At 64.9% G+C, this 26474-nt stretch carries 14 protein-coding genes and 2 pseudogenes; 15 read left to right on the top strand and 1 reads right to left on the bottom strand.

Annotation, left to right across the window (positions count from 1 at the left end; all coding sequences use genetic code 11):
- Positions 1 to 171 precede the first annotated feature (171 nt).
- Positions 172 to 3327 carry a TonB-dependent receptor gene (locus XdyCFBP7245_RS09905; protein WP_211287669.1) on the bottom strand — a complete coding sequence of 1052 codons (3156 nt, stop codon included), beginning with the start codon at positions 3325 to 3327 and terminating at the stop codon, positions 172 to 174.
- 1468 nt (positions 3328 to 4795) lie between these two features.
- Between XdyCFBP7245_RS09905 and XdyCFBP7245_RS09890 the strand changes: the two genes are divergently transcribed.
- The 15 genes and pseudogenes from XdyCFBP7245_RS09890 to XdyCFBP7245_RS24895 all read left to right on the top strand — a co-directional run.
- Positions 4796 to 5536, top strand: coding sequence for a flagellar motor protein (locus XdyCFBP7245_RS09890; protein ID WP_104615509.1), 741 nt, complete (start codon positions 4796 to 4798; stop codon positions 5534 to 5536).
- Positions 5537 to 5544: 8 nt separating this feature from the next.
- Positions 5545 to 6519, top strand: a complete 975-nt coding sequence (gene motD, locus XdyCFBP7245_RS09885) for a flagellar motor protein MotD (protein WP_005992625.1) — start codon at positions 5545 to 5547, stop codon at positions 6517 to 6519.
- Between the two features lies 1 nt (position 6520).
- The gene (locus tag XdyCFBP7245_RS09880; protein ID WP_104615508.1) at positions 6521 to 7303 is read left to right on the top strand and encodes a ParA family protein; all 783 of its coding nucleotides are present in this window, start codon (positions 6521 to 6523) and stop codon (positions 7301 to 7303) included.
- Positions 7300 to 8604 carry a chemotaxis protein CheW gene (locus XdyCFBP7245_RS09875; protein ID WP_104615507.1) on the top strand — a complete coding sequence of 435 codons (1305 nt, stop codon included), beginning with the start codon at positions 7300 to 7302 and terminating at the stop codon, positions 8602 to 8604. The genes XdyCFBP7245_RS09880 and XdyCFBP7245_RS09875 overlap by 4 nt, the downstream gene beginning before the upstream one ends.
- A 97-nt stretch (positions 8605 to 8701) precedes the next feature.
- Positions 8702 to 9010 carry an STAS domain-containing protein gene (locus XdyCFBP7245_RS09870; RefSeq protein ID WP_104615506.1) on the top strand — a complete coding sequence of 103 codons (309 nt, stop codon included), beginning with the start codon at positions 8702 to 8704 and terminating at the stop codon, positions 9008 to 9010.
- Positions 9007 to 9372 carry a response regulator gene (locus XdyCFBP7245_RS09865; RefSeq protein ID WP_002806565.1) on the top strand — a complete coding sequence of 122 codons (366 nt, stop codon included), beginning with the start codon at positions 9007 to 9009 and terminating at the stop codon, positions 9370 to 9372. The genes XdyCFBP7245_RS09870 and XdyCFBP7245_RS09865 overlap by 4 nt, the downstream gene beginning before the upstream one ends.
- Before the next feature lie 33 nt (positions 9373 to 9405).
- Positions 9406 to 11409 carry a chemotaxis protein CheA gene (locus tag XdyCFBP7245_RS09860; RefSeq protein ID WP_104615505.1) on the top strand — a complete coding sequence of 668 codons (2004 nt, stop codon included), beginning with the start codon at positions 9406 to 9408 and terminating at the stop codon, positions 11407 to 11409.
- A gap of 222 nt (positions 11410 to 11631) precedes the next feature.
- Complete coding sequence (locus XdyCFBP7245_RS09855; protein WP_104615504.1) at positions 11632 to 13902, top strand: methyl-accepting chemotaxis protein; 2271 nt, start codon at positions 11632 to 11634, stop codon at positions 13900 to 13902.
- Positions 13903 to 14286: 384 nt separating this feature from the next.
- Positions 14287 to 16557 carry a methyl-accepting chemotaxis protein gene (locus XdyCFBP7245_RS09850; RefSeq protein WP_104615503.1) on the top strand — a complete coding sequence of 757 codons (2271 nt, stop codon included), beginning with the start codon at positions 14287 to 14289 and terminating at the stop codon, positions 16555 to 16557.
- Positions 16558 to 16853: 296 nt separating this feature from the next.
- On the top strand, positions 16854 to 17387 hold the full coding sequence (locus tag XdyCFBP7245_RS09845; RefSeq protein WP_104615502.1) for a hypothetical protein: 534 nt from the start codon (positions 16854 to 16856) through the stop codon (positions 17385 to 17387).
- 307 nt (positions 17388 to 17694) lie between these two features.
- The gene (locus tag XdyCFBP7245_RS09840; protein WP_104615501.1) at positions 17695 to 19860 is read left to right on the top strand and encodes a methyl-accepting chemotaxis protein; all 2166 of its coding nucleotides are present in this window, start codon (positions 17695 to 17697) and stop codon (positions 19858 to 19860) included.
- Positions 19861 to 20048: 188 nt separating this feature from the next.
- Positions 20049 to 22832 (top strand): methyl-accepting chemotaxis protein, encoded by a 2784-nt coding sequence (locus tag XdyCFBP7245_RS09835; protein WP_104615500.1) that lies wholly within the window; start codon positions 20049 to 20051, stop codon positions 22830 to 22832.
- Positions 22833 to 23249: 417 nt separating this feature from the next.
- Positions 23250 to 24011 carry a transporter gene (locus XdyCFBP7245_RS09830; protein WP_104615499.1) on the top strand — a complete coding sequence of 254 codons (762 nt, stop codon included), beginning with the start codon at positions 23250 to 23252 and terminating at the stop codon, positions 24009 to 24011.
- Positions 23893 to 24498 (top strand): annotated as a pseudogene (locus XdyCFBP7245_RS24900) (hypothetical protein); the annotation flags it as partial. The gene XdyCFBP7245_RS09830 and the pseudogene XdyCFBP7245_RS24900, both read left to right, overlap by 119 nt.
- A gap of 711 nt (positions 24499 to 25209) precedes the next feature.
- A pseudogene (locus XdyCFBP7245_RS24895) lies at positions 25210 to 26373 on the top strand (methyl-accepting chemotaxis protein); the annotation flags it as partial.
- Between the last annotated feature and the right edge of the window lie 101 nt (positions 26374 to 26474).

The raw sequence follows: 26474 nt of genomic DNA, 5'->3' as shown, positions 1-26474 counted from the left end.
AGAACGCTTGCGCACCCTGCCCGAAGCAGTGCGCGAGCAGATGAGCCTGGTACCTTAAAAACGTGGGGATACCTAAGTTCCAGGTTCACTTCCACTACAGCCCGGCAATCGCCCAACCATCACGCCCATACCGTCCGCTGCGCAGCAGGCATGGGCGCGACACGTTGGCGCCTAGAACTTGTAGGTCAGCCCCAAGTACGCCAGCCGGCCTGCGTATCCGCCGCTGTAGAAGCGGGCTCGGGTGTCCTCGCCCAGGTGCGAGCGGGACTCCTGCTTGGTCAGGTTCAGCACCGAGGCGGTTAGGCTGAGCGCCGGGGTGATGTTGTAGGCCGCGTTCACATCGATCTGGTAGTACGGCTCCTCAAAGACGTTCAACCCGTTGACCAGGCCTTGCACCAGTTCGCCACGACGGTTGTACGAGGCGCGCAGCAGCAGGCTATCGGCTTCGTAGAACACGGTGAGGTTGGTCTGGTTCCTGGCGCTGCCCGGCATGGACGTCTTGCCGGCCTCGGTGCCGTCTTCCAGCCGCACCGCCGCCTTGCTGGCATCGTTGTAGGTGTAGTTGACCTGCACACCGAGGCCAAACGGCAGCGTGTGCTGCGCGTAGAGCTCCACACCTTGCGAGACCGCGTCCTGGCCGCCGGCCTGGGTGCTGTAGTTCTGTACGGTGACCGGTTGCCCGTCGACCATCATGTTGACGTCGCTGATCACGTCGACCGCAAAGTTCTCCACGTTCTTGCGGAACAGCCCCACACCCGCCACCGAACCCGGGTGGAAATACCATTCCAGCCCCAGGTCGAACTGGTTGGCCTTGTACGGCTCCAGGTTCTTGTTGCTGCCCGAGCCGTACCAGCCCTGCTCGCTGGCACCGCCGGTCAGGCGCCGGTCGGCCACGTACTCGGGGCTGTAGAACTCCAGGCTGCCAGGCGCGGCGATGTCGTTGTAGCTGGGACGTGCGATCACCTTCGCGGCTGCCGCGCGCAGCAGCAGATTTTCGGTCAGGTCGTAGGCCAGATTGAAACTCGGCAGCACGTCGGTGTAGTTGCGATCCAGCCCGCTGACCACGAACGACTCGGTGCGCTGCACGCTGTCGGACAAACGCCAGTAGCCTTCGGTGCCGCAATAGGTGTCGGCCGGGGCACCGCTGGGCATGGCGGCGCCCTGCTGGCAGGCCAGCGGACTGCCGTCGGCGCCGTCGAAGAAATAGTCGTTGTAGGCGGTCACCTTGTCGGTGGAATCGGCACGCTGGCCGGTGCGCGCCACCCGCACGCCGACGTTGCCACGCAGCCGCTCGGTGTGGAAGTTGAGCTGCAGGTAGGTGGAATAGATCTCCTCGTCGACGTTGTAGACGAAGTTGTCTTCGCTGCGGGTCTGCATCGCGCCGTAGGTTTGGTTCAAGTAGCCGATGTAGCCAGGGAAGTTGATCGCCGGGAACGCGCTGGCGTTGACGCCACCGGCCAGGTTGTCCTGCGCGAACAGCAGGCCCGGCGAGAACTGGGTGGCGATGGCATTGCAGCGCCCGTTCCAGTAGCGGTTGTCGTAGTCGCCCGGATCGGTGCCCGGGCACACCCAGTAGTTGTTGCCGGTACTGCGGTGGATGCCGCCGTCGCGACGCTTGAGGCCGAACTGCAGCGAGTCGAAGACCTCGCCATCGAAATGCCAGGTGGTATCGATCTGCGCGTACTGCTGCTGATTGGTATTGCGGGTCCAGGACGAGCCGGTCGAGCCCAGGTCGACCTGCAGGATACCGTTGCGCAGGTTCTGCATCAGCTGCGGCGAGAAGGTCATGGACGGCGTGCCGGTCAGGTCCCAGGCGCTGGCGAAGTTGCCGTTGCTCCAGCTGCCGTCGGCATTCTGGAGGCGCGGCTTGATCGGCAGGGAGAACTGCAGCTCCGGCCCGCCCTTGGCCCACGTACGGCCAGCCTTGAACGCCACGTCCACCTGCTCGCCACGCCATTCGCCGCCCAGGTCCACCGTCTGCGACTGCGATTTCTCGATGTTGTAGCTGCCGGTGATCTGCGGCGTCGGCACCGTGCAGTCATCCGAGCCCCAGCCGCCGGGAGGCAGGCCGGCCGCGGCGGCCTGCGCCTCGCTGCAATAGTAGGTCTTGCCCGGACGCAGGCTGTAGGCGGCGCCAGTGACGATCGTGCCGCTGGGATCGAACTGCAGCCCGTCGAGCAGACGGCCGCCGCGCCAGTTGCCGTCGCCGTTATAGCGGGCAATGTTCCACTCGGGGATCTTGATGGTATTGGTCTGCGAGTTCTGCGACAGATCGAAGCGGAAATAGTTCGCGGTCAGGGTCAGGTCGTCGGTTGGCTTGAACTGCAAGGTCAGCTGCCCACCCTTGCGCTCGCGGTCCTCCTGCTTGGAGTTGAAGCTGACCGCCGTTGGCATCATGAAACCGGTGTAGTAATTGCTGTTCTGGTCCCAGAAACCGGTACCGCCCCACCAATTGGCGTTGAAGTCCGACGGATTTCCGTTCACGTCCACCGCCGGGCCGACTTCGTCGCGGCCGTACCACTGCCAGCTCTCGGTACTGGCATTGAGCGTGCGTGCGGTGCGCTTCTGCTGCGTGTAGCCAACGAAGACACCGAAGCGGTTGTCCTTGTCGTGCCACGCGTACGAACCGGAGAACTGGCCGTCGGTCTTCTTGCTGGTATCGGACCAGGTGCCCTCGGCGGACACGAAGCCGGAATGTGGTTCCAGTTCCAGCGGGCGCCGCGTCTGCAGGATCACCGTGCCGCCGATGCCGCCTTCGTCGATGCGCGCTTCCGGGGTCTTGTACAACTCCGCGCTGCCCAGCAGGTTCGACGGCAGCAGCGTGTAGTTGAACGAGCGCGTCGGGTCGCCGTTGGACTCGGCGGTGGCGATGTAGTTGCCGTTCAATTCGGTCAACACCAGCTCCGAGGACAGACCACGCACGCTGACGTTCTTGCCCTCGCCGCCGTCGCGGCTGATGACCACGCCGGGCACGCGCTGCAGCGCATCGGCCACGTTCTTGTCGGGGAACTTGCCCACGTCCTCGGCGGTGATCACATCGACCACAGCGTTGGCGTTGCGCTTCTGCTCCAGGCTTTTTTCGATCGCGTAGCGGTAGCCGGTTACCGTCACCGCGTCCAGCTCCGTGGCCTGCACCTCGGCCTGGCCCGCGGGCGCCGGCGTGCCGTCGGCCTGCTGGGCGGAGACGGTGGCGGAGGCGGCGCTCGCGAACAAGGCGATGGCGATACCGGCGGACAAGGTGCTGCGGTTGCGTGCGAATGGCATGCAGTTCATTTCGATCATGTTCTCCCAATAGTGATCGGCTTCGGCGGCTTTGTATCGATCCAACGATCGGACAAGAACACCGCGCGAGTGACGCAAAAATATCCGGCGCCGTTGCGGCGACCCGGTTTCCCTCCTCTTCTCTCCCCTTCTGCGCGGATGCGATTAGATCGTTCTAATGCAACGGAAAACTAAGTATCACAGCCCATGCGCCAGCGCATTCTGCCGCGCAGCAGGCCGCAGCAATACAAGCGCCACGATGCGCGGTCGCGCTCGCCACGCTTGCACGCGGCACGGCACAGCCTGCTGCGTCGTCGGTAGCAGCAGCTCGATCGCCGCCAGCAAAACGCCCTCGCCCGAATCCGCGCGCAAGCGGTACCGAAGCGCCTGCGCACTCCCCATCATTTGCAACCGGGCTCAGCCAGAAGCAGGATCGATATGAGTGTTGAAACATTCCAGGACATGGCCACCACACGCCGCTTGGCTGCCATCGCCACGGCAATTCTGATACCGCGAGCATTCTTTATCGCTTGTGATTGCCTGGGCGTTCGATCAATGAATCTGACCCCGATCACGGCCGCACCGATGGCTCCACTGAAGCATTGCACGCAGTCGCGTCAACTGATTGCCGGGTATTCCGGGAGCCTGGCTCCCACCTTGCCGCCGCAATGACGCATGAAACGACTCACCCTCCTGTGGCTGATTGCGCATACGTTTTGTCGGCTGCTCTGAGGCCCGCCGGCACCCTGCGCCGCTGCGCGCGGCTGCACGTTGATTTCGGCCTCGGTGCGGTTGGGCAAAGTTGTCAGGTCGCAAGTGGCCTGCGGCGCGAGCCAGGATGCCGCGTCGCTACCGACGTGGCGCGCGAGTCGCGCAGCGGTATCGGCAGTTTACGATCCGGGTTGCCTGAGTAATGACAACGGCCGCACACAGCGGCCATTGTCGTTTCCGTAGATCTTGCTGCGCGCAGGTGCGTGACGAACTACATTCCGTACAACCTCGGCCCAAAGGTGGCCCGTACCCTCACCCCAACCCCTCTCCCGCAAGCGGGAGAGGGGCTTGTGCAGACGACTTCGTCCTTCTCCCACGGTCGGAGAGGGTGCCCGAATGGCATGCGATTTCATTCTTCTCCTGCATGCGTTCGTCCCTTCCCTCGCGTGCGGGGGAAGGTGCCCGAAGGGCGGATGGGGGCGGCATCGCCGACAGGGATCCGGCCGACAGTCGATCAACACAGACTCCCCCCCGATGAAAACGCACCAGTCTGTTGGCATTGGCAGAGTGGTCACGATGCGCTACCGGCTCCCATGACGCGCAAGCTGCGCACCGGAGCCCGCCAGCTCAACCCCGAGGTGCCCGTACCCTCACCCCAACCCCTCTCCCGCAGGCGGGAGAGGGACTTGTGCAGAACCGGCTCCAATGACGCGCACGCGGCGCGCACGCAAGGAAGCGGGCGCAGACCCCAGAACGACAACTTTCTGGCGCGCCAACCGCCCGCCTCTATCAAGTCCGCCGCGCCTGGGCCGATACCGCTTGCATGGACAGACTGAGCATTATCGGACTGGTGCTGGCGATCGTTGCGATCGTGGGCGGCAGCGTGTTGAAAGGCGCCGGCATTTCGTCGCTGTGGTCGCCGGCTGCCTTCGTGATCGTGATCGTCGGGACGGTAGCGGCGATCCTGCTGCATACCTCGCCGGCAGTTTTCCGGCGCGCGTTCAAGATCCTGCGCTGGGTGATCCAGCCGCCGGCCAGCGATCGCCCGCAGCTGGTGGCGCGGATCGTGGAATGGAGCAACATCGCGCGTCGTCAGGGCCTGCTGGGCCTGGAAGACCAGCTGCCGCGCCAGAGCGATGCCTTCCTGCGCAAGGGCCTGCAGATGCTGGTCGACGGCGTGGAGCCCGAATCCATGCGGCATATGCTGGAAATCGAAGTCGATAACCAGGAGCGTCAGGATCTTGCCGCAGCCAAGGTGTTCGAAGGCATGGGCATCTATGCGCCCACGCTGGGCATCATCGGCGCGGTCCTCGGCCTGATGGCGGTGATGAAGAATCTGGCCGACCCGGCCATGCTCGGCCACGGCATCGCGGCGGCGTTCACCGCCACCATTTACGGCATTGCCTCGGCCAATCTGCTGTTTCTACCGGTGGCGGCCAAGCTCAAGAGCGTGATCCATTGCAGCACCAACGAGCGCGAAATGGCGATCGAAGGGCTGATTGGGATCGCCCAGGGCGAGAACCCGCGCAACATCGAGTCGAAATTGGCAGGCTACTTGCATTAGAGCGTGCTATGGCCCGTCGTCGCAAACACCACGAAGAACATGGCAACCACGAAGCGTGGGCGATTCCGTACGCCGACCTGATGACCTTGCTGCTCGCCTTTTTTGTGGTGATGTACGCCATTTCCTCGCTCAACGAGGGCAAATACAAGGTCATGGCGCAGGCACTGACCAGCGCGTTCGGCGGCTCGTCCACCAACGCCAGCCCGGTGCAACTGGGCAAGACCCAGAGCCTGGGCGCCGACTACGACCGCCCGTCGGTGATCAAGGCCGGCGCGCCGATGGCCGCCTCCAACGGCCCCACCGATCCCACCCTGCTGCCCTCAATGGCCGCGCAGATGCGCATGCCGGTATCGCTGCGCAATCAGACCCAGCTGGCCCGCGCGCAGCGGCAGATGGACGCAGTGGAGCAGCAGCTGAGCAAGACGCTGTCGCCGCTGATCGACAAGAAGCTCATCACCATCCGCCGCAACGATCTGTGGATCGAAGTGGAGATCAACAGCGACATCCTGTTCGGTACCGGCTCGGCCACTCTGGCCGGCGGCGCCCGCGGAACGCTCTCCACCTTGGCGTCGGTGCTGCGCGATGCGCCCAATGGCGTGCGCGTGGAGGGCTATACCGATAACCAGCCCATCGCCACCGTGCAGTTCCCCTCCAATTGGGAACTGTCGGCGGCGCGTGCGGCCAGCGTGGTGCACCTGTTTGCCGACGACGGCATCGCCCCGCAACGATTGGCGATGGTGGGCTATGGAGAATTCCGCGCACGTGCCGATAACACAACCGAGGCGGGACGGAATGCGAACCGGCGAGTGGTGTTGATCATCCTCGCTGACTCAGCTGGCTCACTCGCACCCGATCCGCCATCGCAGTTGCACGCGACCGCCGCCGGGGCGCCAAAGCTTCCCAAGTCAGACGGCGGCCAAACGGCCGTCACCACCGAAAGCGGCACAAGTTCCGTCCCCGCCGTAATTGAAGGAGTGCAGTGAGATGCGTATCTGGGCAATCGCCAACCAAAAGGGCGGCGTAGGCAAGACCACCACGACGCTGGCGCTGGGTCGCGGCTTGGCCGCGCTCGGCCATCGGGTGTTGTTGATCGACCTCGACCCGCACTCCTCGCTCACCCGCGCGTTCGGCGTGGCGGTCGACCCGCCGCCGCGCGGGGTACTGGATCTGTTCGGCACACCGCCGAGCGATCTGGCCAGCCTGGCGCACGAAAGCAGCATCCCCGGCCTGTCGTATGTGTGCGCGCAAGCCGCACTGGCCACGCTGGAGCGCCGTAGCGCCAATCAACCTGGCCTGGGCCTGGCATTGCAGAACGCCATGACCCGCCACGCCGGCCAACACGATTACATCCTGCTCGACTGCCCGCCTACGCTGGGCCTGCTGATGATCAACGCGCTGGCCGCCTGCGACCGCGTGGTGGTGCCGACCCAGGCCGAGCCGCTCGCATTGCATGGCCTGGCCAGCATGGTGCGCACCGCCGACATGGTGCAGCGCTCGCGCCGCCGCGAGCTGCCGGTGTCGATCCTGCCGACCCTGTTCGACCGCCGCACCCGCGCCGGCAACGAAACGCTCAAGGAAATGCAGACCACCTACGGCCCGGTGGTATGGGAAGACGCCGTCCCGATGGACACCCGTATTTGCAACGCCGCCGCTCTCACCGTCCCCGCCAGCGGCGCCGATTATCAGGGCCGCGGCCTGTCCGCCTATCGCCGCGCGCTGGAATGGGTGCTGGCCGATGACGCGATGCGCATGGAGCAAGCAGCATGAGCAACCACACCGCCAACGGTGAGCTGGACGACTATCTGGAAGGCTTGCTGCACGATGCCGGCGTGGAGATTCCCGCCGCCGTCGCGAGCGCGCCTGCCGCTGCAACCCCGGCCGCTGCGCCCGCTGCCGCGCTTGCCACGATCGAAGAGACCGACGTCGCTGTCGCCGAAGCACCGGTTGCCGTCGCCGCAACGCCGGACGTCATCGCCGCCGATCTGCTGGCCGACATGCGTTCGGACCCGGCACTCGGTGCGCCCGTGATTGCCGCACCGAGTGCGGCCGACATCGCTGCCGATTTCCTGGCCGAGATGGATGCCGATCCGGCCTTCGGGCCGCCCGTGGTCGCCGCACCGAGCGCTGCCGACATCGCCGCCGATTTCCTGGCCGAGATGGATGCCGACCCGGCATTCGGGCCGCCCGTGGTCGCCGCACCGAGTGCGGCCGACATCGCCGCCGACTTCCTGGCCGAGATGGATGCCGACCCGGCGTTCGGACCGCCCGTGGTCGCCGCACCGAGTGCTGCCGACATCGCTGCCGATTTCCTGGCCGAGATGGATGCCGACCCGGCTTTCGCCACGGAAGCGCCCAGCCCGTTCATGAGCACGGCCGATCTGATGGCCGAAATGGACGCCGACCCGGCCTTTGGCACCGCCTCCACTGCGGTGGACCTGCTGACTGCCGATCTGCTGGCAGAAATGGATGCCGACCCGGCGTTCGGGCTGGAAGCCGCACCGGTCGCCGTGCCGGTGCCGGCACCCGCACCGCGTGCAGCACCGGCACCGCCGCACGCCGCGCCCGCACCGGTGTACCCGCAAGGCCTGCAGGCACTGCTTGCGCCTGGTCAGGCCGACAAGATCCATGCCGAGCGCCGCGCCAGCGAACGCAGTACCCGCTGGCTGCGCCTGCGCTGTGGCGAACAAACCTATGCGCTGGAATTGCTCAAGGTGCAGGAAGTGGTGTTGCCGGTGCCGCTGTTGCCGCTGCGCGGCACCGCCAGCGCCATGCTGGGCATCATGAATCTGCGTGGCCAGGTGGTGCCGGTGATCGATCTGGGCATCCATCTGGGCTCGTCGCCGGTAGACATGGACCTGCACACCCGCGTGGTAGTGCTGGAAGAAAACGGCGAAACCATGGGCCTGCGCGTGTCGGCCGTGGAAGACGTCACCAGCCTGACCGATCACCAGATCGAGCCGCCGGACAACGCACGCCTGTGCCGCATTTCCAACAACCTGTTCCGCGGTGTCGCCCGCCTGGGCCATCAACCGATGATCCTGCTCGATGCCACGCACCTGCTGCATTAACGCAGGGCTTGCGCAATCTGGCGTGTCGCCGATTCACCGTTAAAGCTTTTCCGCCTTCCGCCGTTAGTACGCATAGAACCAGCCGTTCGGAGCAACAATGAGCACAGTGATATTGGGTGAGGATCTCGGCATCGAGACCAGCGCCGACCTCAAGCAGAAGCTTGCCGGATTCCTTACCCAGGGCGGCGACCTGGTGCTTGATGCCGGTGAAGTCCGCCGCATCCACACCGCCAGCGTGCAGTTGCTCTGCGCCTTTGTGCAGAGTCGCCGCCAGGCCGGTCTGCATACCGAATTCGATGGCTGCAACGACACTTTTAGAGATGCGGCACGTCTGCTCGGCGTCACCGACGCACTAGGACTTTCCGCATCCAATGACAACCTGAAATCTGTGGAGAACGCCGCATGAGCGCACGTATCTTGGTGGTGGACGATTCGGCGTCAATGCGCCAGATGGTCTCTTTCGCCCTCACCTCCGCCGGCTTTGCCGTCGAAGAAGCCGAAGACGGCGCCGTTGCGCTGGGCCGCGCGAAGGGTCAGCGCTTCAATGCGGTGGTCACCGACGTGAACATGCCCAACATGGACGGCATCTCGCTGATTCGCGAGCTGCGCCAGCTGCCGGACTACAAGTTCACTCCGATGCTGATGCTCACCACCGAATCGGCAGCCGACAAGAAGTCCGAAGGCAAGGCCGCCGGTGCCACCGGTTGGCTGGTCAAACCGTTCAATCCAGAACAGCTGATCGCCACCGTGCAGAAAGTTCTCGGTTAATCCTTACTCGCTTCACCATCGGATCTCACGCCCATGAGCATGGACCTGCAACGTTTCCACGCCACCTTTTTCGAGGAAAGCCGTGAAGGGCTCGACGCGATGGAGGCCGGGCTGCTGTCCCTTGAAGAGGGCAACCGCGACCCGGAAATCATCAACTCGGTGTTCCGCGCTGCGCACTCCATCAAGGGTGGCGCAGCCACTTTCGGGTTCGAGGCCGTCGCCGGCCTGACCCACGTGCTGGAGACGCTGCTGGACGAGTTGCGCTCCAACAAGCGCCAGCTCGAACCCAATGCGGTCGACGCCATGCTCGGCTCGGTCGATGTGCTGCGCGCCTTGTTGCGCGAAGCCGAACACGGCACCCCGGCCGACCCGGCCGCGGTCAAGGCCGTGCACACCCGCTTGAACGCGGTGCTGGCCGGCGAAGCGCCGGTGGCGGTGGTGGTCGCCAAGCCGAAGGAAGAAGAACCCGAAGCCTGGCACATCGGTTTCACTCCGGCGCCGTCGCTGTTCATGAGCGGCAACGACCCGCTGCGCATCATCCGCGAGCTGGAGCATCTTGGCCCGCTGCAGATTGCCGCGCGTCTGGAGCGCATGCCGGGCTTTGAAAGCATCGACCCGCTGGAAGCCTACCTGGCATGGGATCTGGGCCTGATCGGCAAGATTCCGCGCAGCAAGATCGAAGATACCTTCGCCTGGGTGGTGGACGATTGCGAGCTGGATATCCGCCCGATGGCGGTACCCGGCCCGCCGCCGAGCCTGGCGGTAGACGCCGCAGCGCCAGTGGCCGCCGTTGCACCGGCCGCAGCCGCAGCCGCTGAGCCTGCCGCTGCTGCTGCGACGCCGGCCAAGGCCGCCGCCGCAGAAGCCGAAAGCTCCATACGCGTCAGCGTCGACAAGGTCGATGCGTTGATCAATCTGGTCGGCGAGTTGGTGATTACGCAGGCCATGCTCAAGCAGGTCTCCGCCGGGCTGGATCCGGCGCATGCCGAACAGCTGTTCGCCGGCCTGGACCTGCTCGAACGCAATACCCGCGATCTGCAGGAAGCGGTCATCGGCGTGCGCATGCTGCCTGTCGATGCGGTGTTCCGCCGCTTCCCGCGCCTGGTGCGCGACCTGTCCAGCCGTCTCGGCAAGCAGGTGCGTCTACGCACCATTGGCGAAAGCACCGAACTGGACAAGGGGTTGATCGAAAAGATCGCCGACCCGCTCGTCCACCTTGTGCGCAACTCGATCGACCATGGTCTGGAAATGCCCGATGCGCGCCGCGCCTCCGGCAAGGACGAGACCGGCACCATTACCCTGGCGGCCTCGCATCAGGGCGGTCACATCGTGATCGAAGTCAGCGACGACGGCCGTGGCCTCAATCGCGCCAAGATCCTGGAAAAAGCGGCCGAACGCGGCATTGCCGTGCCGGACAACCCGACCGATTCGCAGGTGTGGGACCTGATCTTCGCACCGGGCTTCTCCACCGCCGATGCGGTCACCGATCTGTCCGGTCGTGGCGTGGGCATGGACGTGGTCCGCCGCAACATCCAGGGCTTGGGTGGCGAAGTACAGCTGGAAAGCAGCGCCGGCAGCGGTACCCGCGTGCTGATCCGTCTGCCGCTGACCCTGGCCATTCTGGACGGCATGACCGTCTCGGTGGCAGGCGAAACGCTGATCCTGCCGTTGTCCTACGTGCTCGAAGCGCTGCAGCCCGCCGCCGAAGACATCCGTTCAATGGCCGGCGAAGGCCGCGTGCTACGGGTCCGCGGCGAGTATCTGCCGATTCTCTCGCTCACCAATTACTACGGCTTCGGCGGGCAACAGTCCTCGAAGGAACCGCTGGTGGTGGTGGTCGAAGGCGACGGCCAGAAAATCGCGCTGGAAGTGGACGAACTGCTCGGCCAGCAACAGGTTGTCGTCAAGAACATCGAAAACAACTACCGCCGCATTCCGGGCGTCTCCGGCGCCACCATCCTGGGCGATGGCCGTGTGTCGCTGATCGTGGATATCGGCGGCCTGGTGCGCTCGTTGAAGGTGCCGCAGGCAGCCTGATGTCAGCGCAGTCGCTGCGGCAAGGATGCCGCGGTGGTAAGCCATAAGGACACGTAGGATCCGCCGACGGTCTAGGGCCCGCCGGCATGCGTCACCGCCTTGCTCCATGCATGGCGACGCCTCGGGCTTCACTGCCCCACTGCTTGATTCAGCGACCGTCCTCAGCGTTGCGACGATGTCGACGCCAACGCTTTCCATTGATCTTTTTGAAAGTCGACTCCCATGAATTGGTTTCGTCATCTTGCCGTTGCGCGCAAGCTCGCTGTCGCCTTCTTTTTCACTACCCTGATCACCCTGTGCCTGGGTGCGTTTGCGCTGGTGCGCATGCATACCAACGCGCAGCTGCTGCGCGAAATCGGCCACACCTGGGCGCCGGCCGTGCAGCAATTGAGCGAAATGCGCGCCTTGCTGGGCGAATTCCGCACCTACGAACTGGCACAGCTGGCGCGCGCCAACGATCCGGACGCGGTGAAGAATTATTTCGAGCGCATGGCCAAGACGCGTGCCGACGTGGATAGCGCACAGGCGGCGTATACCAAGACCATGACCGCTGGCAAGGAAACCGACCTGTATAACGCGGTCAAACAGCAGTTGGACGGGTACTACGGCGCCAACGCGGCGATGGCTGCTGCCGTGCGCGCCGGTGACTTCGCTGCGGCCAGCAAAGTGTCTGACGAACAGTCACGTCCGCTGCGCCGCGAGCTGTTCGCCAGGCTGGTGGAGTTGACCAACTTCAACATCGCACACATGGATGCGGAGATCGCCAGTTCCGAAGCCGGGTATCAGAGCTCGCTGAAGATCATGCTGGCCGCGATGGTCGTGATCGTGTTGTTGGCCGCTTTTGCAGGCTGGTTCATCGCCCGCAGCATCGCCGGCCCGCTTGGCCGCGCCACCCGTGTGGCCGGCGCCATTGCACAAGGCAAGCTGGACAACCTCATCAGCGTGGACAGCCGCGATGAAACCGGCCAGTTGCTGCACAGCATGCAAGGCATGCAACAGCAGCTGCAGGCCGTGCTGGCCGCGCAATCGGACATGGCCAAGCGCCACGACGCCGGCCAGATCAGCTACCGCATGGATGCCGACGCATTTCCTGGCGACTACGGCACCATGGTGCGCGATACCAATGCCCTGGTCGGCTCGCATATTGCGGTGAAGATGCAGCTGGCGCAGATCATGTCGCGCTACGCCATCGGTGACCTGAGCCAGGACATGCAACGACTGCCCGGCGAAAAGGCCGTGCTCACCGACACCATGGACACCGTCAAGCGCAATCTCTCTTCGATGAACAGCGAGATCAAGATGCTGGCGCAGGCTGCCGCCAATGGCGACTTCAGCGTACGCGGCGATGCGCAGCGCTTCCAGTACGACTTCCACGCGATGGTGATGAGCCTCAACACCTTGATGGCCACCTCCGACACCAACCTGCGCGCGTTGTCGGGCGTGTTGCAGGCGATTGCAGCGGGCGATCTGACGGCGCAGATGCACGGCGAGTTCAATGGCGTGTTTGCGCAGATGCGCGACGATGCCAATGCCACCACCGAGCAGTTGTCGAGCATCGTCGGGCGGATTCAGCACGCCACTGTGTCGATCAATGCCGCGGCCAGCGAGATTGCCGCAGGGAATAACGACCTGTCGCAGCGGACCGAGCAGCAAGCGGCCAACCTGGAAGAAACCGCCGCCTCGATGGAAGAGCTCACCTCCACCGTCAAGCAGAACGCCGAGCATGCGCGTCAGGCCAATCAGCTCGCCATCGGCGCAGCGACGGTGGCCTCGCAAGGCGGCGATGTGGTCGCGCAGGTGGTCACCACCATGTCCGGCATCGAGGTGTCGTCCAAGAAGATCGCCGAGATCATCAGCGTCATCGACGGCATCGCCTTCCAGACCAACATCCTGGCGTTGAACGCGGCGGTGGAAGCAGCGCGTGCCGGCGAACAGGGCCGCGGTTTCGCCGTGGTTGCCTCGGAAGTGCGCACGTTGGCGCAGCGCTCTGCCGGTGCCGCAAAAGAGATCAAACACTTGATCGACGACTCGGTCGGCAAGGTCGCCGAAGGCTCGCTGCTGGTGGACCAGGCCGGCAAGACCATGGCCGATATCGTTGCCAGCGTGCAGCGTGTCACCGACATCATGGGCGAGATCTCCGCCGCATCGCAGGAGCAATCCAGCGGCATCGAGCAGGTCAACCTCACCGTGACGCAGATGGACGAGGCCACTCAGCAGAATGCCGCGCTGGTGGAAGAAGCCACCGCCGCCGCACGTGCGATGGAAGAACAGGCCGGCCAACTGTCCGATGCGGTCACGATCTTCAAACTGCAGCCCACCGCTGCAACGGCGATGGCAGCGGCGCGCCCTTCCCCGACAGCGCGCAAGCCGCTCAAGACGCCTGCAGCCAAGCGCACTGCTGCCAGCGCCGCACCGGCGGGCAAGCCCAAAACCGCGACACGCCCGGCGCTGGCAGCCGCCTCCGGTGGGGACACCAGCTGGCACGAGTTCTGAGGTCTTGCGCGAGATCGGCTGCGGTTACGCAGCCAGCACCACCAAGCCCTGGCAGCGATGCCGGGGCTTGCGCGTTTATGCGGGGCGCGTGCGGTCGGTGGTCGTCGCGCGCAGCCAGTACCGGCACGCGATGCCGCCACGGCCAACTCCGTCGCCGAGAGCGCCGCAGCGTCGATCGCGATGCAAGGCGTGCAATGGCTTGCAAACCCCTGTGCCTGCGTCATCACGTTGCACGCGCCAGCCGCACTACGCATCGCGCCACTGCGTCGTGCTCGCGTCGACCGCGCTGAACGCAAGCGTGCCAGGCAAACCCGAGTGGCTTCAGAAACCCGGCGAGCGAACGCTACCGGTGTACCTATTTCCCACCCTCCCTTAGAGAACACCATGAAATTCCTGCACTCCCTGACCGTCGGGCGACGCCTGGCGTTGGCATTCGCGTTGCTGATCGTTTTGTTGGCCGGCTCCACCACCCTGGCCCTGTACGAATTCAAGACCGTCAAACACCAGGTCTCGATCATCATCGAGGTCAACAACCGCAAGGCCGCGTTGCTCAACCAGATGCGCGAAAGCAACATGCTGGGCGAGCGCTACCTGCGCGACTTCATGCTGGCCACCCCGCAGCAACTGCCCGCCGTCGATGCGCAGCTCAAGGCCAATCGTGCGCATTACGCACAGCTCTGGGCTGCGCTGGAACAGTTGCCGGCCAACGCCGACGGCATGCGCGCGCGTCAAGCCATCCAGGACAGCCTCACCGCGACCCGTGCCACCAACAACCGTCTGCTCGGGATGGTGCGCGATGGCAATCTCGACGGCGCCAAGCAGCTGTTGAATGGCCAAGCGCAACCGCTGCTGGAACGCCGCTCCAAGGCGATCGCCGCGGCGGTGGAATTGCAGAACCAGCAGAACGCCGCCGGTGCGGACACGATCCTGAGCAGCGTGGCGCTGGCCAATCGCGCCTTGATCGCCTTCGGCCTGTTGTCGGCCGGCCTGGCCGCTGCATTGGCGTGGCTGATTTCGCGCAGCCTGGTGCGCCCGCTGCAACAGGCCACCCAGGTGGCCGAGGCGATCGCGTACGGCAAGCTGGATAACCCGATCGGCCCGCAGCCGGGCGACGAGCCCGGCCAATTGTTGACCAGCATGCGCGGCATGCAGGATCAACTCAAAGCCGTGGCCGCTGCGCAGCAGGAGATGGCGCGCCGGCACGACGCCGGCCAGATCAGCTTCCGCATGGATCAGGCGGCGTTTCCCGGCGAATACGGCACCATGGTGCGCGACACCAATGCACTGGTCGCATCGCATATCGAAGTGAAGATGAAACTGGCGCAGATCATGTCGCGCTACGCCATCGGCGACCTGAGCCAGGACATGGACCGCCTGCCCGGCGAGAAGGCCGTGCTCAGCGACACCATGGATGCGGTCAAGCGCAACCTCTCGGCAATGAACAGCCAGATCCAGTTGCTTGCCCAAGCTGCCGCCAATGGCGACTTCAGCGTGCGTGGCGATACGCAGCGGTTTCAGCATGATTTTCTGGCGATGGTGGAAAGCCTCAACCAGTTGATGGCCACTGCCGACGGCAACCTCGGTGCGTTGTCCAAGGTGCTGCAGGCCATTGCCGCCGGCGACCTGACCGAGCGCATGCACGGCCAGTTCCATGGCGTGTTCGCGCAGATGCGCGACAACGCCAATGCCACCACCGAGCAGTTGTCCGGCATCGTCGGGCGTATCCAGCTGGCCACCAGCGCGATCAACACCGCTGCCGGCGAAATCGCTGCCGGCAACAACGACCTGTCGCAACGCACCGAGCAGCAAGCGGCCAATCTGGAAGAGACCGCCGCCTCGATGGAGGAGCTCACCTCCACCGTCAAGCAGAACGCCGAAGGCGCACGCCAGGCCAATCAACTCGCCATCGGTGCCGCCAACGTGGCCTCGCAAGGCGGCGAAGTGGTCAGCAAGGTCGTCGCCACCATGGCCGACATCCAGGCATCTTCGAAAAAAATCGCCGACATCATCAGCGTCATCGACGGCATCGCCTTCCAGACCAATATCCTGGCCTTGAATGCGGCAGTGGAAGCGGCGCGTGCCGGCGACCAGGGCCGCGGCTTTGCGGTGGTGGCCAGCGAAGTACGCACCCTGGCACAACGCTCGGCCGGCGCGGCGAAGGAAATCAAGGAGTTGATAGACGACTCGGTGAGCAAGGTCGCCGAAGGTTCGCGGCTGGTGGACCAGGCCGGCACCACCATGACCGAGGTCGTGGCCAGCGTGCAGCGCGTGACCGACATCATGGGCGAAATCTCCGCCGCGTCGCAGGAGCAGTCGGCCGGCATCGAGCAGGTCAACCTCACCGTCACGCAGATGGACCAGGCCACTCAGCAGAACGCCGCGCTGGTGGAAGAAGCCACCGCCGCCGCACAGGCGATGGAAGAACAGGCCGGCCAGTTGTCCGATGCGGTGGCGATCTTCAAACTCCATCCCGGCGCGAGGCAGCCGGCAACGACCACCCGCCCTGCCCCGCAGCGGCTGACATCCGTCGCCTCGACGGGTGCGCCCCGCCACGTTGGATCTGCGAAAGCGAAACCGGCGATCAAGCCCACGATCGTCTCGCGCCCAGCCCTGGCAACGGCCCCCGATAGCCAGGCGAACTGGCGCGCGTTTTAAGCGCACGACGCTCACCCACCTCCCGCACGGAGGTGGATTCCAGTGAGGGGACGGCTCAGCGTCACGGCTCCAGTCCTCCTCACGCTGCATCACCCAAAGCCCCAGAACGCCCCGGCAACCCACCGGGGCGTTCTGCTATCCGGACGCGACACCCCTGCATCACCGGGCGCCTTACCAGGCCAACGATGCATCCACCGGCCTTGCCGTTGGTCGAAAGGCGATCAAGCGCAAGCCTCCGCGGCCGATACACATAGCAATGAGGGCGCAAGCGCCCGCGCCATGTCGAGGACGTCCGCATGCATACCGCCAATTCCATCCGCTCTGCCCGCAACATGCTGGGCGCCGCGTTCGCCGTCGCCGTGCTGGCAGCGGGCGTGTCGTTGCCGCCCTCGTTTGCCGCACCGGCCGCACCGGTCTCGGTGCTGCTGGACAGCGTGCCGGTGAGCGCGTTGCAGTCGCTGGCCATCGACCTGGTGCAACTGCGCGACGACCAGCGGGCACAGCTTGCCGTCGCGCACGATGCGGCCCGCGTGCAGGCCTATGACGAGCGCATGGGCAACCTGCGTCAACGCATCGCCCGGCATGCCGGGTATTTCCAGGCCACCGCGCCGCAGGGTGAGCAGGCGCGCCAGTTTGCAGTGGTGCAGCAGCAGCTGGGCCAGTATCTGGAGCAACAGCGTCTGGCCAATCGCGCCCTGCATGCAGGTGACCTGTACCAAGCGCAAGCCTTGTCGCTTGGCCAACCCGGCGATACCCACCAGGTGCTCTGGACCGAGCTGCAGAACCTGCAGGCATCGGTGGCCAAGGTCGGCACGCCACAGCGCCGCTAAGCGCCTTGCAGTGTGTGCCGGCAGGCCGCAGCACGGCCACCGCCATCCCTCCCACAACACGCTTTACCGCTTCGCGTGATCTGCCTTGCGGCGATTCGTGCGCGCTGTGCCGTGCCTGCATGTTTTTGCGCGTCATCCTCAGCGTCAGCGGATGTTTGTGTGACCCCGTAGTCGCTGTCGTGCTACCCGGCCGTCGCCAGGTTGCATGCAGCAGTCGCACCACCGACGTCACGCAATGCTCAACATTTCTAGTACCGGGTCGCTATTCGAATTATCCCGGTCAAAATCCTCTCGCTGGATACCTGTCATGACGTTCAAGAGCTCGCTCGCAAAGACGTTGGCCAATGTGCCGCTCAAGCGCAAATTCTTCGCCCAGACCGCGCTCGTTGCATTGGGCATCGTCATCCTTGCCGTCGTCGCGGCACGCATGCAGTACGTCGATCTCACCGATACGCGTCGTGATGGGCTCAAGAGCCAGATCGAAATGGCGATGGCGGTGGTCAACGGCTACGCCGAGCGCGCCGAAAAGGGCGAAATAAACGTGGAAGCCGCCAAGAAGGGCGCACTGAGTACCTTGTCCACCATGCGCGCACGCGGCGGCGTGGACTACATCTACGTCACCGACCAGGCGCCGGTGATGCTCATGCATCCCACCCGCCCGGACCTCAACGGCAAGCCCTTGACCGACGTACTCAGCCCGGACGGCAAGCGGATCTTCCCCGCGTTCGTGACCGCCGCGCAGGCTGGCGGCGGTTATGTCGACTACACCTGGGCCAAGCCCGGGCAAAAAGACCCGGTGCAGAAAACCTCGTATGCGGCGCTGTACAAGCCGTGGGGCTGGGTGATCGGTACCGGTGTGTATCTGGACGACACCCAGTCGCAAGCGCTGGCCTTCACCGGCATCGTGACCCTGGCCGGTGGCATGCTGATGCTGCTCAACCTGCTGGTCGGCTGGATGATCGGCAACTCGATCCTGGAGCCGGTGGCGCGCGCATTGGCGGCGATCAAGGGCGTGGCGCGTGGCGATCTGAGCGTGCGCACTGCCGAGCATGGCAACGATGAAATCGGCCAGATGCTCAAGGCCACCGACGACATGGTGCACACCCTGGTGCGCTTCTCCGCGCAGACCAAGGTGATGATGCACATGCATGCCGGCGAAGACGTCACCCACCGCATGCCGAGCGATTTCCCCGGGGTCTATGGCGAATTGGCCAGCGGCATCAACACCATGATCTTCGAGCACCTGGATGCCATCGTCGATGCCATCGGCATCCTCAACGAATACGCACAGGGCGACCTGTCGCGCGATGCCGTGCGCCTGCCCGGCACCCGTGCGGTATTGCACGAAGCGATGGACGCGGCCAAGGCCAGCCTGCTGGCCATCAACACCGAGATCAAGCGCCTGGCGCAGGCGGCGGCCAATGGCGATTTCAGCCAGCGTGGCGATGCAGCGCGCTTCAAGCACGATTCGGCGCGCATGATCAACGACCTCAACGCGATGATGGATGTCAGCGACCGCAATCTGGGCAAGTTGTCCGAGCTGCTGGCGGCACTGGCCGAAGGCGACCTCACCGCGCGCATGGACGGCGAATTCCATGGCGTGTTCGCCCGCATGCGGGACGACGCCAACACCACTGCCACGCAGCTGGCCGGCATCGTCGGGCGCATCCAGCAGGCGGCAGGCTCCATCACCGGCTCGGCTAGCGAAATCGCCGCCGGCAACAACGATCTGTCGCAGCGCACCGAACAGCAGGCGGCCAATCTGGAAGAAACCGCCGCCTCGATGGAAGAGCTCACCTCCACCGTCAAACAGAATGCCGAAAGCGCACGTCAGGCCAACCAGTTGGCGATCGGCGCGGCCGGCGTCGCCTCGCAGGGCGGCCAGGTGGTGGACACCATGTCCGGCATCCAGACCTCGTCCAAGAAGATTGCCGAGATCATCAGCGTCATCGATGGCATCGCCTTCCAGACCAATATCCTGGCCTTGAACGCCGCGGTGGAAGCCGCACGGGCCGGTGAGCAAGGACGCGGTTTCGCGGTGGTGGCATCGGAAGTGCGCACGCTGGCACAGCGCTCGGCCGCTGCGGCAAAAGAGATCAAGCATCTGATCGACGACTCGGTCGGCAAGGTGGCGCAGGGGTCGGCACTGGTGGATCAGGCCGGCAAGACCATGGCCGACATCGTGTCCTCGGTGCAGCGCGTGACCGACATCATGAGCGAGATCTCCGCCGCCTCGCAGGAACAGTCGGCCGGCATCGAACAGGTCAATCTCACCGTCACCCAGATGGACGAGAGCACCCAGCAGAACGCCGCGCTGGTGGAAGAAGCCACCGCTGCCGCCAACGCGATGCAGCAGCAGGCGCAGCAGCTGGACGATGCGGTGTCGATGTTCCGGGTGGTGGCCGCATCGCCCGCGCAGTTTGGCAATGCAGGCGCACGCGCGCCCAAGCGCGTAGCGATGGCCGCTTACTAAAAGCAGCCAGCAAGACGCCGTCAGCGGCCGCGAGGCCGCTACGGCCCCCACAGCTGCCGCGTTCGGGAGGTACATGCCGCACCGAACAGCGCCCGCGCTGATGATCGCCGCCCAGTGAGTCTATTGCGCGTCTTACCTGCACTCCCGCGCCCCAGCGGGTTCCTCTCCCTTCTTTTGCAGCCACGCCCATGACCTCGCTCTCCTCGCACTCACGTTTCGACGGCCGCCTTGCGTACCGCCTGATGTTCGGCACCGCGGTCATCGCCTCGCTGTGCTTCGGCCTGACCGCGGCTATCAGCTACTGGCAGAGCAGCCGTGCCTTGATCGCCTCGGCGCAAACCACCATGCAGAGCGTGGCGCGCTTTCAGGCCGAGCAGGTCGGCAATGAGTTGGGGCAGGCGTTCGTCGCCGGACAGTCGGTGGCCAGTGCCCTGTTGGCACAACGCGCCCATGGCGGAATCAGCCGCGACGCAGCGGCCGCCATCGTGCACGATCAATTGCAGGACCACCCGGAATGGGTGGGCATGGGCACGTTGTGGGAGCCGCAAGCCTTCGATGGCAAGGACGACGCCTACGTCGGTGCCAAGGGGCACGACAGCACCGGCCGTTTCATGACCTATTGGGCCTATAACGGCCAGACCCTGATTCGCGAGCCGCTGGTTGGCTACGAAAAACCCGGCGACGGCGACTGGAACCTGAAACCGCGCGCATTGGGCCGCCAGATCGTGGCCGGCCCCTACGATTATGTGATCGGGGGCAAGCCGGTGCTGATGACCACCTTGTCCACGCCGATCATGGACAACGGCAAGTATCTCGGCGTGGTGTCGGTCGATTTCGCCCTGGCCGCGTTGCAGAAACGCTTGAGTGCGTTACGCCCCATGGATGGCGGCTATGTGGAGTTGATCTCGCCTGCAGGCGTGATTCTGGCCTCGCGCGATGTCGCACGGATCGGCCAACCAGCCACCGGCGAGGGGTATCGTGCGTTGCTGCAGGCCACCAGTGCCGGCAAGGATTACATCGACTTCACCCCGGACGCAGCAGGCAGCGTCAGCGCCTATGTGCCGTTGCAGATCGGCAAAGCGCAGGAGCGTTTTGCGCTGGGCGTGGTGGTGCCGCATGCGGCCATCATGCAGCAGGCGCATCGTCTGCTGTGGACGATCCTGCTGGTGGGCCTGGCCTCGGCAGTCGTGCTCAGCGGTGCGTTGTTCCTGCTGCTGCGCCGCCAGGTGGTGCGCCCGCTGGAATCGGCGGTCGGCGTGGCCGATGCGATCGCCTCGGGCAAGCTCGACAACCACATCGCCATTCAACGTCGGGACGAAGTGGGCCGGTTGATGGGTGCCATGCAGCGCATGCAGGACGACCTGCGTGCGCGGATCGAACGCGACACCGCCATCGCCAACGAAAACCTGCGCATCCGCACTGCGCTGGAGCATTCCGAAATGGAAGTGTTGCTGGCCGACGAACAACACAACGCGGTGTTCATTACCAAGGCGCTGCACACCTCGTTCAAGCACGGCGAGCCGGCCTTCCATGCCAAGGGCCAAACCGGCTTCAGTGCCGATGCGGTCGTCGGCAAGCCGCTGGACTATGTGTTCGGTACCGACAGCGAGGGCAAGGCGCGTGCGCAGAGCCTGCAGCACTTGCAGTCCACCACGTCGGAGCGCTACAGCTTCGGCCCGGTGACCCTGGATCTGACCATGAGCCCGCTCTACGCGGCCGATGGTCATCGCAGCGGCAGCATGCTGCTGTGGCGCAATGTGAGCACCGAAGTCAGCACGCAAAAAGAAGTGGCAGCGCTGGTGCAATCGGCGTTGATGGGCGATTTCGGCCAGCGTCTGGCGCTGGACGACAAGCACGGGTTCTATCTTGAATTCGGCCGCCAGCTCAACGGCTTGCTGGAAACCACCTCGCAAGGCCTGGAGCGTATTTCCAGCCTGCTCAGCGCGCTGGCCGAAGGCGACCTCACCGTGCGCATGGATGGACAGTTCGCTGGCGTGTTCGCACGCATGCGCGATGACGCCAACGCCACCGTGGCGCAGCTCACCGGCATTGTCTCCGGCATCCAGACCTCGGCCACGCAGATCAATGCGGCCGCCAGCGAGATCGCTGCCGGCAATCACGACCTGTCGCAGCGCACCGAACAACAGGCCGCCAATCTGGAAGAAACCGCCGCCTCGATGGAAGAGCTCACCTCCACCGTCAAGCAGAACGCCGAACACGCGCGTCAGGCCAACCAGCTGGCGATCGGCGCGGCCGATGTCGCCTCGCATGGCGGCGCGGTGGTGGCGCAGGTGGTCACCACCATGTCAGGTATCGAAACCTCGTCCAAGAAGATCGCCGAGATCATCAGCGTCATCGACGGCATCGCCTTCCAGACCAATATCCTGGCCTTGAACGCCGCGGTGGAAGCCGCACGTGCCGGCGAGCAAGGCCGCGGGTTTGCGGTGGTGGCATCGGAAGTGCGCACGCTTGCGCAGCGCTCCGCCGGTGCGGCAAAAGAAATCAAACACCTGATCGACGACTCGGTGAGCAAGGTGGCGCAAGGCTCGTCGCTGGTGCAGCAGGCCGGCACCACCATGAGCGAAATCGTGGCCAGCGTGCAGCGCGTCACCGACATCATGGGCGAAATCTCGGCGGCGTCGCAGGAACAATCGTCCGGCATCGAGCAGGTCAACCTCACCGTCACCCAGATGGACGAGGCCACCCAACAGAACGCCGCGCTGGTGGAAGAAGCCACCGCCGCCGCGCGTGCGATGGAAGAACAGGCCGGCCAGCTCACCGAGGCGGTCGCTGTGTTCAAACTCAGCCACGTGGCCGCGAGCGCTGCGCTTACCGCCAGGCCGGTTGTGCGTGCCCTGCCCGCGTCCAAGCGCGCACCCACCGGCAGCACGCGTATCGCTGCACCTGCGCGCCAGTCGGCCAAGCCGTCGGCCAACACGTCCGGCAACGAGAGCCAATGGCAGGACTTCTAAAGCGGGCATGATCCAGCGACGGCGCCTGTGCAAGGCGCAGTGCTGCCTGCACTGAGCACTGCGCCTCGCACCAGCGTGCGCAGTGTCGCCACGCACGTGGGCCCTGGCAATTGCGCGCTACGCCTTTCAAGCGCATCGAACCTGTTTGATAGCGTTGCCGCAACCACAACACCCACGTGCATGATGGCCGCTTCAAGCAGACGCAAGCGCTGCTGTCGGCCCGGCGCTGCACACACGCCCTGCCCCGCCTGGCGCCACCCATCGGCAATGCTTAAAGATTTATCTGGCGTTGCCGTTAGCTTGGGTGACAACGGCTGCCTGTGCACTACCGCAACAGCCGCTCACACACCGCATGCGCAGGTGCAGACAGCACGCGCAGACGCATGCATCCGAGGTTGGATCGTTGCAGGGGTTGCCATGAAGTCATCCGTTCTCGCCAGCTGTCTTGCGCTGTTGTGCGTCGCCGGCCATGCCCGCGCCGAAGACCCCATCGCCACCGACCGGCCCGATTTTGTCGAGTCCAGCCTCACCGTCGGCAATCATCGGTTGCAGGTGGAAACCAGCGCCGCATGGGAACGCGATGCGTCGGTCGATGGCTATTCCACGCCAACGCTGTTCCGCTACGGACTGGGCCAGACCTGGGAATTGCGGCTGGAAACCGATGGCTGGCAACGCATCGACCTGCCGGGCGACTCCAGCATCAGCGGCATGTCCGACTTCGCGCTCGGCATCAAGCATCATCTGGCAAGCTCCGACAGCGGCAAGACCTCGTTGGCCTGGCTGCTGCATGTGGATCTGCCCAGCGGCGCACGCGCCCTGCGCGGTCACGGAGCGCGCCCCTCGCTCCGGCTGGTGGCCGAATGGGAACTCAGCGAGAGCATCTCTGCCGGCGTGATGCCCGGCGTGATCTGGGACGACGACGGCGAAGGCCATCGCTACACCGCAGGCATCCTGGGCGCGGTGCTCGGAAAAGCCTGGAACGACCGCGTGCGCTCCTTCGTCGAAGTGGCATTGCCGCAGATCGCCAAGAGCGATGACGGCGGCAGCGTGGCCTTGCTCGATGTCGGCTCGGCCTGGCTGCTCAGCAACGATGTGCAACTGGACGCGGTCTATAGCCGCGGCCTCAACGACCGCTCACCCGACCACGCCCTCGGCGTCGGTCTGTCTTTCCGCTTCTGACACGGACCGCGCAATGAAGATCATGCATATGTTGGGCGTTCTGGTGCTGGTGGCTGCACTGGCGTTGCTCACCCTGGGCGGTGTCGGCTACAGCGGGCAGCGCGGGCTGCTGGAAGCCATCGCCGCGCAGGTCATTTCTTCCGACGCGCTGCGCAACCACATGCAGGCCGACATGATGCACGACGCCTTGCGCGGCGACGTCACTGCCGGGCTGCTCGCCGCATCGCGCCAGGACGATGCCGGCATTGCCGCCGCGCGCGCATCGCTGGGCGAGCATGCCGGTGAATTTCGCGATGCGGTGCAAGCCAACCGCAAGTTGCCGCTGGACCCGGCATTACGCAGCGAGCTGGAAGCGGTAGCACCCGCGCTGCAGGCCTACATCGCCTCCGCCGAACAGGTCATGACGCTGGCCGAAACGCATGCCGACAGCGCTGCGGCGTACCGCGATTTCACCGACAAGTTCGGCCAGCTCGAAACCCGCATGGGTGCGATCAGCAAGCGCATCCTGGCCTTGAACGAGGCCAACCGCAGCCAGGCCGAGCAATACAGCCACCGCGTGATGTGGCAGCAAGGCGGCGCCGTCGTGCTTGCATTCGTGTGCCTGGCATTGGCCGCCGGCTGGATCCTGCGCTCGGTGTTCGGCCTGCTGGGCGGCGAACCGCAGCTGGCCATGGCCGCTGCACAGCACATTGCCGAAGGCCGCCTGGACCAGCCCATCCCGGTTGCCGCAAAACATACGCACAGCCTGATGGCGGCGCTGTCGCGCATGCAGCGCGACCTGCGCGAACGCCTGGAGCGCGAGCGCAGCATCGCCGCGGAAAACCTGCGCATTCGCACCGCACTGGATAACGCATCCACCGGCATGTACATCGCCGACCCGGACCTGACCATCATCTATACAAACACCGCACTGCAGTCCTTGCTGCACGCCTACGCAGACGATATCCAGGCCTGCGCGCCGGCGTTCGATCGCAGCGCCAACCTTGTCGGGCAACCGGTGTCGCTGCTGGAAGTGGGCAATGCGCAGGACGCGGAAATCTACCAGCGGCTCGACCGCCAGGGCGCAGCACAACGCGAAGTGCGGTACCGCGCCACCTGCATCGCGCAGAATGTCTCGGCCATCCGCGACGAAGGCGGCGCGCATCTGGGCTTTGTCTGCGAGTGGCGCGACCGCACCGCCGAAGCGCGGGCAGAAGTGGACGTGGCCGATGTGGTGCGCAGCGCTGCTGCAGGCGATCTGTCCAAGCGCATCGACAGTACTGGAAAACAAGGCTTTTTCCTGCAACTGGCGCAACAACTCAATGCCCTGCTCGATGCCAATGCAGTGAGCATCAGTGAGGTGTCGCGTCTGCTGAGCGCACTGGCCGAGGGCGACCTGAGCACACGCATGCACGGCGACTTCCACGGCGTGTTCGCCTCCATGCGCGACGATGCCAACACCACCGCCGAGGAGCTGGCGCAGGTGATCGGACGCATCCAGCAGGCCGCCGGCAGCATCCATACCGCCTCCAGCGAGATCGCCGCCGGCAATAGCGATCTGTCGCAACGCACCGAACAACAGGCCGCCAATCTGGAAGAAACGGCTGCCTCGATGGAAGAACTCACCTCCACCGTCAAGCAGAACGCAGAGAGCGCGCGTCAGGCCAACCAGCTCGCCATCGGTGCAGCCGGTGTCGCCTCGCAAGGCGGCGCGGTGGTGGCCAAGGTGGTCACCACCATGTCGGGCATCGAGGTGTCGTCGAAGAAGATCGCCGAGATCATCAGCGTCATCGATGGCATCGCCTTCCAGACAAATATCCTGGCGTTGAACGCGGCGGTGGAAGCGGCGCGTGCCGGCGAGCAGGGCCGCGGGTTTGCGGTGGTGGCCTCGGAAGTGCGCACCTTGGCGCAGCGGTCGGCCGGTGCGGCGAAGGAGATCAAGCACCTCATCGACGATTCGGTCAGCAAGGTGGCCGAGGGCTCGCAGCTGGTCCACCAGGCCGGCACCACCATGGCCGACATCGTCGCCAGCGTGCAGCGCGTCACCGACATCATGGGTGAGATTGCCGCGGCCTCGCAGGAACAATCGTCCGGCATCGAGCAGGTCAATCGCACCATCACCCAGATGGACGAGGCCACCCAGCAGAACGCCGCATTGGTGGAAGAAGCCACGGCGGCCGCACGCACCATGGAAGATCAGGCCGGACAACTGGCGCAGGCGGTCGCGCGCTTTACGCTTGCCGATACGCCTCAGGTCGCGGCATTGGCACGCCCGGCCAAGCCGGCATCCATCGCGCCCAAGCAAGCGCCACCCGTGCGCCGTAAAGCGGCCAGTGTGCCCACGGCCGCGTTCGGTAACGAAAGCCAGTGGCAGGACTTTTAAACCATCTCTGCGCCGTTGCAACCACGGCGCTGGATCGTGGTGTTTTAGCTAGATGAGAACAGATCAGCAGTTTTTCAGTGGCAATCCCCGCATTGCGCCCA

It is taken from the genome of Xanthomonas dyei, from assembly GCF_002939865.1.
GTDB classification, from domain to species: Bacteria; Pseudomonadota; Gammaproteobacteria; order Xanthomonadales; family Xanthomonadaceae; genus Xanthomonas; species Xanthomonas dyei.
The sequence above is the reverse complement of the archived record's forward strand: the minus strand, read 5'-3'. Positions and strand labels throughout refer to the sequence as shown.

Coding starts and splice junctions, on each gene's coding strand:
- XdyCFBP7245_RS09890 (WP_104615509.1), top strand. CDS start 4,796: ATGGACAGACTGAGCATTATCGGACTGGTGCTGGCGATCGTTGCGATC.
- motD (WP_005992625.1), top strand. CDS start 5,545: ATGGCCCGTCGTCGCAAACACCACGAAGAACATGGCAACCACGAAGCG.
- XdyCFBP7245_RS09880 (WP_104615508.1), top strand. CDS start 6,521: ATGCGTATCTGGGCAATCGCCAACCAAAAGGGCGGCGTAGGCAAGACC.
- XdyCFBP7245_RS09875 (WP_104615507.1), top strand. CDS start 7,300: ATGAGCAACCACACCGCCAACGGTGAGCTGGACGACTATCTGGAAGGC.
- XdyCFBP7245_RS09870 (WP_104615506.1), top strand. CDS start 8,702: ATGAGCACAGTGATATTGGGTGAGGATCTCGGCATCGAGACCAGCGCC.
- XdyCFBP7245_RS09865 (WP_002806565.1), top strand. CDS start 9,007: ATGAGCGCACGTATCTTGGTGGTGGACGATTCGGCGTCAATGCGCCAG.
- XdyCFBP7245_RS09860 (WP_104615505.1), top strand. CDS start 9,406: ATGAGCATGGACCTGCAACGTTTCCACGCCACCTTTTTCGAGGAAAGC.
- XdyCFBP7245_RS09855 (WP_104615504.1), top strand. CDS start 11,632: ATGAATTGGTTTCGTCATCTTGCCGTTGCGCGCAAGCTCGCTGTCGCC.
- XdyCFBP7245_RS09850 (WP_104615503.1), top strand. CDS start 14,287: ATGAAATTCCTGCACTCCCTGACCGTCGGGCGACGCCTGGCGTTGGCA.
- XdyCFBP7245_RS09845 (WP_104615502.1), top strand. CDS start 16,854: ATGCATACCGCCAATTCCATCCGCTCTGCCCGCAACATGCTGGGCGCC.
- XdyCFBP7245_RS09840 (WP_104615501.1), top strand. CDS start 17,695: ATGACGTTCAAGAGCTCGCTCGCAAAGACGTTGGCCAATGTGCCGCTC.
- XdyCFBP7245_RS09835 (WP_104615500.1), top strand. CDS start 20,049: ATGACCTCGCTCTCCTCGCACTCACGTTTCGACGGCCGCCTTGCGTAC.
- XdyCFBP7245_RS09830 (WP_104615499.1), top strand. CDS start 23,250: ATGAAGTCATCCGTTCTCGCCAGCTGTCTTGCGCTGTTGTGCGTCGCC.